General features: G+C 64.3%; 16 protein-coding genes. 11 read left to right on the top strand and 5 right to left on the bottom strand.

Annotated elements, in window-relative coordinates; genetic code table 11:
• The first annotated feature begins 41 nt into the window (after window positions 1–41).
• Together NKJ17_RS08610 and lhpI are read left to right on the top strand one after the other, a co-directional pair.
• Entirely contained in the window at window positions 42–374 is a 333-nt protein-coding gene (locus NKJ17_RS08610; RefSeq protein WP_352687949.1) for a DUF1049 domain-containing protein, read from the top strand.
• Window positions 375–428: 54 nt separating this feature from the next.
• A complete protein-coding gene (gene lhpI, locus NKJ17_RS08605; protein ID WP_352687947.1) occupies window positions 429–1397 on the top strand; it encodes a bifunctional Delta(1)-pyrroline-2-carboxylate/Delta(1)-piperideine-2-carboxylate reductase in 969 nt (322 codons plus the stop codon).
• A gap of 80 nt (window positions 1398–1477) precedes the next feature.
• Here lhpI and NKJ17_RS08600 read toward each other — a convergent pair whose 3' ends face one another.
• Both NKJ17_RS08600 and NKJ17_RS08595 read right to left on the bottom strand, forming a co-directional pair.
• On the bottom strand, window positions 1478–1846 hold the full coding sequence (locus tag NKJ17_RS08600) for a VOC family protein (protein WP_352506606.1): 369 nt from the start codon (window positions 1844–1846) through the stop codon (window positions 1478–1480).
• A gap of 86 nt (window positions 1847–1932) precedes the next feature.
• Window positions 1933–2616 carry a helix-turn-helix transcriptional regulator gene (locus NKJ17_RS08595; protein WP_352506607.1) on the bottom strand — a complete coding sequence of 228 codons (684 nt, stop codon included), beginning with the start codon at window positions 2614–2616 and terminating at the stop codon, window positions 1933–1935.
• A gap of 123 nt (window positions 2617–2739) precedes the next feature.
• Here NKJ17_RS08595 and NKJ17_RS08590 point away from each other — a divergent pair, with 123 nt between their 5' ends.
• From NKJ17_RS08590 to olsB, 7 genes are all read left to right on the top strand, one after another.
• Window positions 2740–3225 carry an anthrone oxygenase family protein gene (locus tag NKJ17_RS08590; RefSeq protein WP_352506608.1) on the top strand — a complete coding sequence of 162 codons (486 nt, stop codon included), beginning with the start codon at window positions 2740–2742 and terminating at the stop codon, window positions 3223–3225.
• Between the two features lie 89 nt (window positions 3226–3314).
• Window positions 3315–4376, top strand: a complete 1062-nt coding sequence (locus NKJ17_RS08585; RefSeq protein WP_352506609.1) for an RsmD family RNA methyltransferase — start codon at window positions 3315–3317, stop codon at window positions 4374–4376.
• Window positions 4377–5240 carry a TrmH family RNA methyltransferase gene (locus NKJ17_RS08580; RefSeq protein WP_352476400.1) on the top strand — a complete coding sequence of 288 codons (864 nt, stop codon included), beginning with the start codon at window positions 4377–4379 and terminating at the stop codon, window positions 5238–5240. It begins immediately after the preceding gene.
• A 26-nt stretch (window positions 5241–5266) separates the two neighbouring features.
• Window positions 5267–5743 (top strand): signal peptidase II, encoded by a 477-nt coding sequence (gene lspA, locus NKJ17_RS08575; protein ID WP_352506692.1) that lies wholly within the window; start codon window positions 5267–5269, stop codon window positions 5741–5743.
• Window positions 5744–5794: 51 nt separating this feature from the next.
• Complete coding sequence (gene acuI / locus NKJ17_RS08570) at window positions 5795–6784, top strand: acrylyl-CoA reductase (NADPH) (RefSeq protein ID WP_352506610.1); 990 nt, start codon at window positions 5795–5797, stop codon at window positions 6782–6784.
• Between the two features lie 85 nt (window positions 6785–6869).
• Complete coding sequence (locus NKJ17_RS08565; protein WP_352506611.1) at window positions 6870–9158, top strand: hybrid sensor histidine kinase/response regulator; 2289 nt, start codon at window positions 6870–6872, stop codon at window positions 9156–9158.
• A gap of 149 nt (window positions 9159–9307) precedes the next feature.
• Window positions 9308–10183, top strand: a complete 876-nt coding sequence (gene olsB / locus NKJ17_RS08560) for a l-ornithine N(alpha)-acyltransferase (protein ID WP_023675251.1) — start codon at window positions 9308–9310, stop codon at window positions 10181–10183.
• 107 nt (window positions 10184–10290) lie between these two features.
• On the opposite strand, the gene grpE is transcribed toward olsB, so the two are convergent.
• Window positions 10291–10926, bottom strand: coding sequence for a nucleotide exchange factor GrpE (grpE, locus tag NKJ17_RS08555; RefSeq protein WP_352506612.1), 636 nt, complete (start codon window positions 10924–10926; stop codon window positions 10291–10293).
• Between the two features lie 240 nt (window positions 10927–11166).
• Here grpE and NKJ17_RS08550 point away from each other — a divergent pair, with 240 nt between their 5' ends.
• Together NKJ17_RS08550 and NKJ17_RS08545 are read left to right on the top strand one after the other, a co-directional pair.
• Window positions 11167–11367, top strand: a complete 201-nt coding sequence (locus NKJ17_RS08550) for a hypothetical protein (RefSeq protein ID WP_254816803.1) — start codon at window positions 11167–11169, stop codon at window positions 11365–11367.
• A gap of 125 nt (window positions 11368–11492) precedes the next feature.
• A complete protein-coding gene (locus NKJ17_RS08545) occupies window positions 11493–12515 on the top strand; it encodes a fatty acid desaturase (RefSeq protein WP_254816802.1) in 1023 nt (340 codons plus the stop codon).
• A 127-nt stretch (window positions 12516–12642) separates the two neighbouring features.
• On the opposite strand, the gene NKJ17_RS08540 is transcribed toward NKJ17_RS08545, so the two are convergent.
• Together NKJ17_RS08540 and NKJ17_RS08535 are read right to left on the bottom strand one after the other, a co-directional pair.
• A complete protein-coding gene (locus NKJ17_RS08540) occupies window positions 12643–13263 on the bottom strand; it encodes a DJ-1/PfpI family protein (protein ID WP_352506613.1) in 621 nt (206 codons plus the stop codon).
• Between the two features lie 126 nt (window positions 13264–13389).
• Window positions 13390–13926 (bottom strand): DUF934 domain-containing protein, encoded by a 537-nt coding sequence (locus NKJ17_RS08535; RefSeq protein WP_254816801.1) that lies wholly within the window; start codon window positions 13924–13926, stop codon window positions 13390–13392.
• Between the last annotated feature and the right edge of the window lie 15 nt (window positions 13927–13941).

The following is a 13941-nucleotide window of genomic DNA, read 5'->3' as shown; positions in this document are numbered from 1 at the left end:
CACCCGCCACCGCTCCTGCCTTTTCTTCCGAACGGAAAAACATGTTCAATCGCTTCATTCTCATCGTGGTTTTCGTGCCGCTGGCCGTCATCCTGATTGCACTGGCCGTCGCGAACCGCGAACCGGTAGCCTTCACACTCGATCCGTTCAATCCCGGCAATCCGGCGCTGACGCTGACCGTGCCGCTCTTCATTTTCCTGTTCCTGGCGCTGGCTACCGGCATGATCGTCGGCAGCCTGGCGACCTGGATCAAGCAGGGCCGCTACCGCAAGCTGGCGCGCCAGCGCGGCGCCGAGGCCGAGAACCTGCGCCAGGCGGTTAGCCGCGCGCCCACCGCGTCGCAGAGCCCAGTCTTGCCGAAGCCGACGAACTGAGCCGCGGCTCGGGCCTGAGGCACAACCGGCCTAGTTCTCCACGGAGAGCCTTTCATGCTGACCATTTCCGCCGCCGAGGTCGACCGCGCGCTGACCTTTTCCAGGCTGGTCGAGACGTTACGCGCCGCCTTTCGCGATGGCGCCGTGCAGCCGGTCAGGCACCATCACACTGTCGAGCGGCCCGATGGCGCCGCCTCGACGCTGCTTTTGATGCCGGCCTGGACCGACTTCAACGCAGCCGGCACCTCGGCCGATGGCCATATCGGCGTCAAGATCGTCACGGTGTCGCCTGACAATAATGCCGTCGGCAAGCCCGCGGTGATGGGGCTTTACCTCTTGCTCGACGGCGCCACCGGCGAGCCTCAGGCCTTGATCGATGGCCAGAGGCTGACACAGTGGCGCACGGCCTGTGCCTCGGCGCTGGCTGCCTCCTATCTGGCCCGCGAGGATGCATCACGGCTGCTGGTGGTTGGCGCCGGCGCGCTGTCGCCATTCCTTGCAAAGGCGCATTCGGCGGTGCGTCCGATCACGAACATCCGCATCTGGAACCGCACGTCGTCGAATGCCGAAAAGGTCGCGGCAAAATTGCGTGCCGAGGGTTTTGCGGCCGAAGCAGCAGGCGATCTCGACGCCGAACTCGGAAAGGCCGATATCGTATCGTCGGCGACCATCACCACCATGCCACTGATCAAGGGCGCACTCTTGAAGTCCGGCACCCATGTCGATCTCGTCGGCGGCTTCACGCCGGCGATGCGCGAAAGCGACGACGACGCGATTGCACGCGCCCGCGTCTATGTCGACACCCGCGCCGGCGCCACCAAGGAAGCCGGCGATATCGTCCAGCCGCTGGCCTCCGGCGTTCTGAAGCCGGAAGCCATCGTCGCCGACCTTTATGAACTGGCGCGCGGCCAGAAAAAAGGCCGGCAGAACGACGACGAGATCACGCTGTTCAAGTCGGTCGGCGCAGCCCTCGAGGACCTCGCCGCCGGCATTGCCGTGTATCGGGCAAGCGAAAGGGAGTAGGGGAGTAGGAAACCGCACTGATCGTGCGGCGCCGCGCCAGCTATGTTTCCTGTCACGTACTCCCCTACTGCCCTACTGCCCTACTCCCTTTGCCAATAAACCCGCAGCCGGTGGCTGTCGGGATCAAGCGCGACGAAGGTGCGGCCGAAATCCATGTCGGTCGGCGTCTGCAGAATTTTCAGCCCGCGGCCGGCCCACTCGGCATGGGTGGCGTCGACGGCACCCGGCGTGTCCAGCGCAAAGACGATCTCGGCGCCGCCGCCCGCTGCCGCCGCGGCCGGCTCCACGGTGTGACGCGACCAGAGGCCGAGCTTGAAGCCGTTGTCGAGCACGAACAGCACGAAGGTCGGCGAGGTCTCGACCGGTTGCCGCCCAAGCAGCGCGCTGTAGAAGGCGCCGCTTTGCTCGGGCTTGTCGACATAGAGGATGACGAAATTGGGCGGTGTCATGAATTGCTCTCCAGATGGTTTCGACTGGAGGAGCATAGCGTATGCCACTGCCAGATTCTGGCAGCAGTCTCAACTGAGCAGCAGCCTTAGCTTGGCGTGTCGAGCGTCGCCCGCCATTCTTTGAGCAGCACCTGACGGCGGCGCGGATAGCGCATCTCGGTGGCGTTGAGGCCGGATATCCGATCGGCGCGAAAGTGCCTGAAATCCTGGCGCATCTCGCACCAGGCCGCGACGACGCGCACCTTGTCGAAGAAGCCGAGTGCGAACGGCCAGACGGTGCGCTCGGAGGCAGCGCCGCCGGCGTCGCGATAGACAAAGCTCAGCTTGCGCTCCTCGCGGATGGCCTGCCGCACCACGCCGAGATCGATGCCTTCTGTGACCTCGGTGCGCGACCCGACCAGCAGCGTCGAGGCATCGAGTTCCTCGCGCAAATCGTCCGGCAGCACCGCCGCGATCTTGGCCAGCGCGTCGGTGGCGGCGTTCGCAAGCCGCCAGTCCGGCTGCTTGGCCACCCAGCGCGAACCGAGAACGATCGCCTCGATCTCCTCATCGGTGAACATCAAGGGCGGCAGCATGAAACCTGGCCTGAGCACGTAACCCAGCCCCGCCTCACCCTCAATCGGCGCACCCTGCCCCTGCAGCGTGGCGATATCGCGATAGAGCGTGCGGATCGACACACCCATTTCGTCCGCGAGGCTGCGGCCGCTGACCGGCCGGCGATGCCGGCGCAGGATCTGGATCAGGTCGAGCAGGCGTTCGGCGCGGGACATGGATCGCAACCCGGTTTGATGGATGCCCAATTTGAATGGACGATAGTGCGCCTGCCCTTTCGACGGCAAGCAAGACGATCGCCGACCGGAACGTCTGCGCCCTGACGCCGTTGTCTGGCCATTATGGATATACGCGGTTTTCTGTTGTTCTGGTCGGTTTTGACCGCCATCGTCGCGGCGCTCAGCCTTGGGCCGTCTTTCGCCCATGTGCTGGAATCGGTGCCGCGGCTGACCAGATGGCGGCCTTCGCTCTGGCGTGAAACCACTGTCTTTAACGCTCAGTTCCAATTCTTCGCGATTATCGGCGCACCGCTGGACCTGGCGGCAATCGTCTGTCCGGGCCTCCTCGCCTGGATGCTGCGCAGCGATCGTCCGGCATTCTGGTGGGTCTTGGCCGCCACCGTGCTCTACCTGCTAGCGCTTGGGGCGTGGTTTGCGCTGGTCAAACCGGCAAACGATGTCCTGGCCACTTGGGTACCTGGACCGATCCCAGGCAATTTCGAAACCATCCGGAGCCGCTGGGAAACCGGCCATATGGTCGTCACCGGCTTCAAGGCCGTTGGTTTCATAGCGCTCGCAATCGGCCTGCTGTCGATCAGGCGCGGCTGATCCGGCTGCGCACGTCGGCAGCCCTTTTGTTGCGCCGGTCAATGTGCTGTGGCAGAAGCGGCCAAGCCGCCGTCCGGAGATGCGCCTTCTTGAAACCTTTTCGCGACAGACGCCGCGACAGCCGACCGCCCGCAAAAGGCGGGGCGGAGCATGTCCGGCGGCGCGACGCCAGCCCAACCGCCGGTCCGGAGCCTAAACCGCAAGACCGGTCCGAGCCAAAAGCCGCGCCGCGCATGCTCTCGCGCCGCGATGGCGCGCTGCCCGCCGAACATCTGCCGCTGATCCTCGAAGTCGGCCCCAATCAGGACTACGCGCTGCTAGACAGTGGTGCCGGAGAAAAACTCGAGCAATACGGCCCCTACCGCATCGTTCGGCCGGAGGGCCAGGCGATCTGGCAAAAGGCATTGGCGGCCAGGGACTGGGAACGCGCCGACGCCATCTTCACCGGCGATACCGACGAGGAAGGCATCGGCCGCTGGCGCTTCCCCAAGACGCCGCTCGGCGAGACCTGGCCGATGAAGCATGACGGCATCGACTATCTCGGCCGCTTCACTTCGTTTCGCCATGTCGGCGTCTTTCCCGAGCAGGCCTCGCACTGGGACCACATGGCCGGACTGATCGCGGCGGCAAAACGGCCGGTGAAGGTGCTGAACCTGTTCGGTTACACCGGCCTTGCCTCCCTGGTGGCGGCGCATGCCGGCGCCGAGGTCACCCATGTCGATGCTTCCAAGAAGGCGATCGGCTGGGCACGCGAAAACCAGGAGATGGCGGGCCTATCGAAAAAGCCGATCCGCTGGATCGTCGACGATGCCGTGAAATTCGCCGAACGCGAGGAGCGCCGCGGCAGCCGCTACGACATCATCCTGTTCGACCCGCCCGCCTATGGCCGCGGACCGAAAGGCGAGGTCTGGCAGTTGTTCGAGGACCTGCCGGCGCTGACCGATATCTGCCGCGCGATCCTGACGCCGAAGCCGCTCGCCGTGGTACTGACCGCCTATTCGATCCGCGCCTCTTTTTTCGCGATCCATGCCCTGATGCGCGACACCTTCGCCGGCATGGGCGGCACGGTCGAGTCGGGCGAATTGATCATCCGCGAGAAATCTGCCGGTCGGGCGCTTTCGACCTCGCTGTTCTCGCGCTGGGTGGCCTGAATGAGTGCGTACGAACGGCACGCAGGCGCGCCAGGGCAGGTGAAGGAAGTCACCAGCCTCGCCAACCCGCTGATCAAGGACATCAAGGCGCTCGCGCTGAAGAAATTCCGTGACCAGCAGAATGCCTTCATGGCCGAAGGCCTGAAGCTGGTCATCGACGCGCTCGATCTCGGCTGGTCGATCAGGACATTGGTCTTCGCCAAGGCCGGACGTGGCAACGCGGCAGTCGAAAAGGTCGCGGCGCGCACGGTCGCCGCCGGCGGCACGGTACTTGAAGTCTCGGAAAAGGTGCTGGTCGCCATCACCCGCCGTGACAATCCGCAAATGGTCGTCGGCGTGTTCTCGCAGAAATTGCTGTCGCTGAAGGACATCCGCGTCGAGGACAGCGATGTCTGGGTAGCACTCGACCGCGTTCGCGACCCCGGCAATCTCGGCACCGTCATCCGCACGGTCGACGCTGTCGGCGCCAGGGGCGTCATCCTGGTCGGCGAGACCACCGATCCCTTTTCGGTCGAGACGGTGCGCGCCACAATGGGCTCGATCTTCGCCGTGCCCGTCGCCAAGGCGTCGCCCGAGGCTTTTCTCGCCTGGCGAACGAGCTTTCCCGGCCTCGTCGCCGGCACTCATCTGAAGGGTGCGGTCGACTACCGCTCGGTCGATTTTTCAAAAGGCCCGGTGCTTTTGGTGATGGGCAACGAGCAGCAAGGCCTGCCTGACGAGCTTGCCGCAAGCTGCGACAAGCTGCTGCGGATACCGCAGGCCGGCCGCGCCGATTCGCTCAACCTTGCGGTGGCCACCGGCGTCATGCTGTTCGAGATCCGGCGCGACGCGCTGAAGCTCGGCCCGGAGGACGCCAGATCGTGACATCTCAAACCGTGAAACTGCAAACCATGAAGTCCTGGAGGCCGTACGCTCTTCTGGTCGTCGCCGCGATAGCGCTCGACCAGTGGCTGAAATACCTGGTCGAAACCGGCCTCGCCTTTCAGGAACGGCTCGACCTGCTGCCGTTCCTGGCGCTGTACCGCACCTACAACACCGGCATCGCGTTCTCGCTGTTTTCGTCCTTCGGCGACACCGGCCTGGTGGTCGTCGCGGTTCTGGTGGTCGCTTTCGTGCTCTATCTTGCGGCCCGCACGCCGCCCGGCCACCTGCTTGCCCGCATCGGCTTCGCACTGATCGTTGGCGGCGCGCTCGGCAACCTGATCGATCGCGCAATCTACGGCCATGTCATCGACTATGTCCTGTTCCATACGCCGGTCTGGTCCTTCGCCGTCTTCAACCTCGCCGACGCCTTCATTTCCGTTGGTGCCGTGCTGGTCGTCTTCGATGAGCTCATTGGTTGGCGGCGCGGAATGTCGAGCGATTGACCTCACTCGCCTGGCGCCGCACATTCTGATCTGCAAGCCCGAGGAGAAAACATGCCCGAAACCTTCAAAGCCATCCTCGTTTCGCGCGACGCCGAGAAAAACCAGTCGGTCGCGGTGACCGAGCTTACAGAGGCAGACCTGATGGAGGGCGACGTCACCGTCGCGGTCGAGGCGACGACGGTGAACTACAAGGACGGCCTTGCAATTACCGGCAAGGCGCCGGTAATCCGCCGCTGGCCGCTGGTGCCGGGCATCGATTTCGCCGGCACAGTCATCTCGTCCTCCAATCCTGACTGGCGCAAGGGTGACAAGGTCATATTGAACGGCTGGGGCGTCGGCGAGACGCATTTCGGCGCCTTTGCCGGGCGCGCCCGTGTCAAAGGCGACTGGCTGGTGCCGCTGCCGGACGGAATGAGCCCGCATGATGCGATGGCGATCGGCACCGCCGGCTACACCGCCATGCTTTGCGTCATCGCGCTGGAGCGCCACGGCATCGTGCCCGATCGTGGTCCGGTGGTGGTGACCGGCGCTGCCGGTGGCGTCGGCTCGGTCGCGATCTCGATCCTGTCCAGCCTCGGCTATCACGTCATTGCCTCGACCGGCCGCGCTGCCGAAAGCCCCTATCTGATCGACCTCGGCGCCGCGGAAGTGATTTCACGCGACGAGCTTGCGCAGCCGGCAAAACCGCTCGCCAAGGAACGCTGGGCCGGCGGCGTCGATGCCGTCGGCAGCCACACGCTGGCCAACGTTCTGTCGATGACCTCCTATGGCGGCGCCGTCGCCGCTTGCGGCCTCGCCGGCGGCATGGACCTGCCGGCCAGCGTCGCCCCCTTCATCCTTCGCGGTGTCTCGCTGCTCGGCATCGATTCGGTGATGGCGCCCAAGGCGGTCCGCCTCGAGGCCTGGCGCCGCATCGGCACCGATCTCGATCACGCAAAGCTTGCCAGTCTGTCGACGAGCATCGGCTTCGACGGCATCATCGGCGCCGCGCATGACATCGTCGAGGGCAAGATCCGCGGCCGTGTGGTGGTGGACATGTGAGCCTCTTGGGGAAAAAGAGCGCGACCGCTAAAATTCGAACGATCAATCACAACCTTCGATAAGCTCTGTCTGGCAGGAGTTCCGTATGATTGCGGAACCCGGCATCAGAGCGGCGGAACCAGCCGAACGGGCCGACGGGACGGCCCCCGATACGCCAGCACGGCAGCTTGTCGCCGCGCCACCGCTGGCGCCGGAATTGCCCGACGCCAACCGCGAAGGCCTGTCCTTCCTGACGCTGGTCGCCATCGTCGTGCTGGCGGGCCTGTCGCATTTGACCGGAGCGCCGATCTTCATCACCATCGGCCTTTTGGCGACAGCCATGGCCGGGCTCGCCATGCATCTGCGCAACAGGCGCACCGAGCGCCGCGCAGTGGCCCTGCTCGATGCCACCACCGCCCGCAGCCGCGCCGAAATCGAGACGCTGGCCGACCGCATGTGGGAGATGCAGGAGAGCGAGGAGCGCTTTCGCGGTCTGATCGATGCACTCGGCGATCTCGTCGTCCACCGCGACCGCGACGGCCACATTGTCTACGCCAACAAGGTTTTCGCCGACCTTGTCGAAACCGACCAGCGCGAGCTTGCCGGCAAGGCCCTGGCCGAACTAGGCATCGATGTCGGCATCGTCCCCGACGCCGCCTTTTCCGACCATGAATGCCTGAGTTCCACCGACGTCGCCATTCGCACGCCGGACGGTCCACGCTGGTTCTCTTGGATCGAGCTGTCGGTGCGCGACAAGGACAGCGGCGCCGTTTCGCATCGCGCCATCGCCCGCGACATCACCGCCCGCAAGCGCGCCGAATCCTCGCTGATCACCGCCCGCGAGCGGGCCGAATATGCGAGCCAGGCCAAATCGCGTTTCCTCGCTACCGTCAGCCACGAGATCCGCACGCCGATGAACGGCATCATGGGCATGGCCCGGCTTCTCGCCGACACCAGCCTTTCGCCCGAGCAGCGGACCTATGTCGGCGCCATCTCGACCTCGGCCAGCGCGCTGCTGGCGCTAATCGAGGACCTGCTCGACTACTCCAAGATCGAGGCCGGCCGCTTCGATCCCGAACCGCAGCCGATGTCGGTGCGTGAGATCGCCGACAATGTCGTCGAGCTTTTGGCGGCGCGGGCTTTTGCCAAGGATATCGGCCTCGGCTGTCATGTCGAACCCGACGTGCCGCAGCTGATCACCGCCGACCCCGGCAGGGTCAGGCAGGTGCTGCTCAACCTCATCGGCAACGCCGTCAAGTTCACCGACAGCGGCGGCGTCCTGGCAAGCATCGCCCGCGTCCGCACCGAAATCACCGACCGCATCCGCTTCACCATCACCGACACCGGCCCCGGTCTGCGCGAGGAGGACATGGAGCGTATCTTCGAGGACTTTGAACAGGCTGACGGCACCTCGACCCGTGCGCATGGCGGTGCCGGCCTCGGTCTTGCCATTTCCAAGCGCCTGGTGACCGCCATGGGCGGCACCATCTCTGTGTCGAGCCGCCTTGGCCAGGGATCTGAATTCGTCTTCGAGATTCCCGCTATTTCCGCCGTCGAGGCGCCGCAGATCCGCGAGAACCCGCTGTCGGGCCGGCATGCGGTGATCGTGTCGAAGAACCCGGTCGAGGCCGAAGCCATCGCCCGCACCATTCGCGCCAATGGCGGCACGGTCGATCTGGCCACCGCCGCCGCCCAGGCCACCGCTTTCGCCGAGGGCTGTGACGTGCTGCTGATCGATGCTGCCATGGAGCAAAGCGACGGCAGGCTGCTCAGGCGCCTGCGCCAGAGCGGATTTGCCGAGTGCGAGGCAGTGACGCTGATCGCGCCGACCGACCGCGGCATGCTTGGCGAATTCCGTGCCAATGGTTACGCCACCTTCCTGGCGAGGCCGGTGCGCGGCGAGACACTGCTGCGCGTGCTTTTGACCAGCCACGCGCCGGTCATCGCCGAGCCGCAACTGCAAAGGCGCGGCGCGCAGGCGGGGCATGCCATTGGCGCCCGCCAGCAGGGCCTGTCGGTGCTGATCGCCGAGGACAACGACATCAATGCCATGCTGGCCCGCGCCACGCTGCTGAAGGCCGGGCATCGCGTGAAAGTGGTCGGCAACGGCAAGGCCGCGGTCGAGGCGGTCATCAGCACCGGCCACAAGCACCGCTACGACGTGGTGCTGATGGACTTGCACATGCCTGTCATGGACGGCCTGGACGCCATCGCCGCCATCCGCCGCCATGAGGAGGAGACCGCGGTGCCGCCGGTGCCGATCATGGTGCTGTCGGCCGACAGCCAGGAAAAGACCCGCCACGCCGTGCTCGCTCACGGTGCCAGCGGCTTCGTCACCAAGCCGCTCGACCCCGATGCCCTGGTTCATGCCGTCGAGGGGCAAGTGGCCGCCTGAGGCACAACATAGACGGTTGATAGATTACCCAGCCGACGAAGTATTGCCCGCAGAGCCGTATCACGGTACTGTCACAATCCTGTTGCACCTACACCGTATCCCCGTGCCAAGAGGGATGGCTCGAAGGAGAATCACTCGTGCATACAGTCATGCCGGAATGTGATGCTCGGCCGAACGCCAGCGGGCCTTTGCTCGTCGGCCGGAACGCCGATGCCGTCATAAAAGGCGCATCGCTCGGCCGCATCGGCAATCTCGAAGTGCGGCTCGCCCGCAACGAGGCCGAGATCGCTGCCGCGCAGGAAGTGCGCTACCGGGTGTTCTACGACGAGCTTGGTGCCAGGAAGGACCTGTTCCAGATGCAGGACCGCCGCGATGCCGATCGCTTCGATCCCCTCTGCGATCATCTGCTTGTGTTCGATACTTCGCTTTCCGGCCCCGAGCATCGCCGCATCGTCGGCACCTACCGCCTGCTGCGGCAGGAGATTGCCGCAGCGGCCGGCGGCTTCTATTCCGAAGGCGAATTCGAGCTGACCAAGCTGATCGCGCGGCATCCCGGCCAGCGGTTCCTCGAGCTCGGCCGCTCCTGCGTTCTGCCGGAATACCGCTCGAAGCGCACCATCGAGGCGCTGTGGCAAGGCATCTGGGCCTATATCAACCATTACGGCATCGGCGTGATGACCGGCTGCGCGTCGTTCCACGGCACCGTGCCGGCGGCACATGCCGAGGCGTTGACCTATCTTGCCCACCACTGCCGGACGAATTCATCCTGGGACGTGCGCGCCGTCGCCGGGCGCTATTGTTCCATGGACCTGATGCCGATCGAGGCCGTCAACACCAAGGCGGCGATCGCCGCGATGCCGCCGCTGGTCAAGGGCTATCTGCGCGTCGGCGCGCGCATCGGCGACGGCTGCGTCATCGACCGTGAATTCTCGACCGTCGACGTGTTCGTGGTGATGCCGGTCAAGGAGATCGGTGCCCGCTACGTCAATTATTATGGCGGAGAAGCGCAGCGGTTTGCGGCCTGAGTAGGGGAGAGAAGGCAACGGCCGGAGTAGGCAAGTGCTCTGCTCTATTTTACCCGACGTAGCGGTATTCCCTACTCCCGTACTGCCTATTCCCCTACTCTCCTAACTTACGCATCCTTCTCAGCTTGCTCATTCACCGGCCCCGGCTCCACCGGCGCTTCGCTCGCCACATGCTTGGGGCCGCCCTTGGCGACGCCGACCATGGCCGGCCGCAGCACACGCTCGCCGATCGAATAGCCGGGCTGCACGACCTGCACGACTGTGTTGGCCGGTACGTCGGGATTGGGCACCTCGAACATCGCCTGGTGGAAATTCGGATCGAATTTCTCGCCCTCGGGCTCAAGCTTCTTCACGCCGTGACGTTCAAGCGCCGACAGCATGGCGCGCTCGGTGATCTCGACGCCGTCGATCAGCGCCTTGAAACCGGCATCGTCCGAAGCCTTGGCCTCCTCCGGGATGGCATCCAGAGCGCGGCGCAGATTGTCTGACACCGAAAGCATGTCGCGGGCAAAGTTGGCAACCGCATAGGCGCGCGCATCGTGCACGTCGCGGGCGGTGCGGCGGCGCAAATTCTCCATGTCGGCCGCGACGCGCAGCGCGCGATCCTTCAGCTCTTCGTTTTCCTTCAGAAGCCGCACAAGCGCTTCATAGTCGCTGTCGACGCCGCCTTCCCTTGGCTCCGCGGCAGCCTCGGTCTTCTCGGCTTCATCGGGCGCGCGTTCGTCTTTTGCCTGGTCGCTCATCGCCGTTTCCCGTCATTTTCGAATGGTGTGGATTTGCGCCCGATATCGAGGTTTGGCGGCCAAAAATCAAGGGGCAAGCGATACTGCAGCCGCTGGCCACGGCTTGAGGGCGAACAGCGGAGACTTTTCGATTTTAATTCAAACTTTACCGTATCCGACGGCTTTGCTTGCCAGGCTACTACAATGCGGGAACCATTCCTCCTGTGGAAGAGTTTCGAAGCCGACACAGGATTTTGGAAGATGTCCCGCACCAATGGCGAAAAGCACGACGCGCTCGCCGTCGATATCCGGCGCCAGCTCGGCAATGAGACCACCAAGCGCTTCCTGCGCACCCTGCCGGCATTCCGCACGGAGACGGATATTCCCGACCGCCTGAAGAAATTGCTCGACCGCCTGGATGGCATCGAAACCAACATGGTCGCAGGCGGGCGCCGTCGGTAGGCGCCGTTGCCGGCGACGCGCCCGGCGACTGTGGCCGGGATTCGTCGCATCGCGCGACATTTACCCGCAGTAACTTTGCGTGATCTCCGTCTTGCGGCAGCGCCCTGCTCCGCCTATGTTTCATGATGAACATGATTTCCCCCGAAGCTGTGGCAAACAGCAAGCGCGCCTGGTTGAAAATCCTGTCGCGCTATAAAAAGCCCGACAGGCGTCGCAGCGCCGTCGAACTCGCCATCACCCTCATCCCTTTCGCCACGCTGTGGGCATTGTCCTCGGCCGCCTATGCCTATGGCCATTGGTGGGGTCTGGTCCTCATCCTTCCGGCCGCCGGCTTTCTGGTGCGGATCTTCATGATCCAGCACGATTGCGGTCACGGCTCCTTCTTTGCCAATCGCTATGCCGACGACTGGATCGGCCGTGTGCTTGGCGTGCTAACGCTGACGCCCTACGATTGCTGGCGCCGCGCCCACGCAACCCATCACGCCAGCGCAGGCAATCTCGACGAGCGCGGCACCGGCGACATCAAGACACTGACCGTCGCTGAATACCGGCAACTGTCGTGGCGAGGCCGGCTCGCCTATCGCCTCTATCGCCATCCGCTGGTGATGTTCGGCCTTGGCCCGATATGGATTTTCATGTTCGAGCAGAGACTGCCCTTGGGCATGATGCGGGGCGGTTTCACCCCCTGGGTGTCGTCGATGTCGACCAACCTCGCCATCGCCGTCATCGCCGCGCTGCTTATCTGGTTCGTTGGCCCCGGCGCGTTTCTGGTCGTGCATCTGCCGATCGTCATCCTCGCCGGATCGGCCGGCATCTGGCTGTTCTATGTCCAGCATCAGTTCGAGGAGACGGAGTGGACAAAGGACTCAGAGTGGGAATTCCAGCACGCTGCCCTGCACGGTTCGTCCTATTACGACCTGCCGCCGGTGCTGAACTGGATCACCGGCAATATCGGCGTCCACCACGTGCACCACCTTTCGGCCAAGGTGCCGTGCTACCGGCTTCCGGAAGTGCTGAGGGACTATCCGGAATTGCGTGAGATCGGCCGCGTCACGCTCCTCGACAGCCTGCGCTGCGTCAAGCTGGCGCTGTGGGACGAGACCCGCAGCAAGCTGGTATCGTTCCGCGAAGCGCGGATGGCCGTGTAGGCGCACCGCCGCACCTAAGGCGCGTCGCGCTCGACCAGCCTCATGCGACGCGCTCTTTATCGCAAAACCGCTGAACACACTTTTGCGCGACATGCGTTAGGGGTGCGGCAGGCTCCAAATTCCGAGCTTAAGCCGCCTGGCGTTGGTCGCGCATCAGGATCTCGCCTTGGCGGATCTCGGTGGCCAGCACTTTCAGGCATTCGCGCATGAACGCGGCAAGGCCCGGCCAGCCCTTGGCCGACACCAGATTGCCGTCGACATGGGCGCCGGTCGGCGCAACATCGATATAGATGCCGCCGGCCAGCGTGACTTCCGGCTCGCAATATTGCAGTGCCGCGACTTCGCGGCCGCGCACCACGCCGTCGACTGCGATCAGGATCTGCACGCCGTGGCAGATGGTGAAGATCGGCTTTCCCGTCTCATGGAAATGCCGCACCAGCGCCTGCACGCGTTTGTCGATGCGGATATATTCCGGCCCGCGCCCGCCCGCCGCGTGGACGGCATCGTAGTCGGCGGGATTGACCTCGGAAAACGTCTTGTTGAGGATGTAGTCGTGGCCGAGCTTTTCCGTATAGGTCTGGTGGCCCTCGAAGTCGTGCAGCGAGGTCTTCAGGATATCGCCCGCCTTCTTGTCGGGGCAAACGACATGGACGGTGTGGCCGACCGCATGCATGGCCTGTTCAAAGACGAAAATCTCGTACTCCTCGCTGAACTCGCCAACGAGCATCAATATCTTCTTGCCAGCCATATCCTCCCTTGTGGCCACATTTATTCGGATCACGAAATAATGGGCCTATCCTAAGGCGGAGAGGCGCAAAAAGGCTGAATCGGGAATGTGGTCCGACCAGACAGGCTTCTGGCCCTCTGGAGCAGATCAGCCGGGGCGCACCCGCCGCCAGGAATATTTCGGGCCTTTGGGCTCCGGCTTCACCGCCGGCTGATAGAACAGCGGCAGTCCGCCTGTGCGGCCTTGCTCGAGCCGCTTCAGCAGCACCGGGTGCGAGATCTCGAATTCGTCGAAGCCGAGGCGCAGCATATGCGGCAGCTGGTCGATAAGCACCTGCCCGGTGGCGCGCATGGCGCCGGTGAAGTGGTAACGGCTGCGCAGCAATTCGCCCTTGGAGAACGAGCGGCCGTCATTGAACGCCGGAAAGGCCAGCGCCACCAACGACAGCTGGTCGAGCAGGCCGGCGATCTTGTCGAGCTGGTCGCCGGGCTGCAGCAGCACGCCGATGCGTTCCTTCGCCGACCGCCGCACCTCCGGATCGAGGCCGAGAAACGCCTGCAACGGCAGGATGAAACGGCCATTGCCGACCAGCGCCTCGGCGCTTTCGGCATGAACCCACTCGTCCTCGCGGAACCCATCCGGTGTCCACAGCCGCGTGCCGTTTTCGGCTATCAAGTCGCTCATCAAGAAAATTCCCAA

The organism is Mesorhizobium sp. M0208 (genome assembly GCF_040322015.1).
GTDB lineage: Bacteria > Pseudomonadota > Alphaproteobacteria > Rhizobiales > Rhizobiaceae > Mesorhizobium.
Note: the sequence above shows the minus strand (reverse complement) of the source record. Positions and strands in the feature narration are given on the sequence as shown.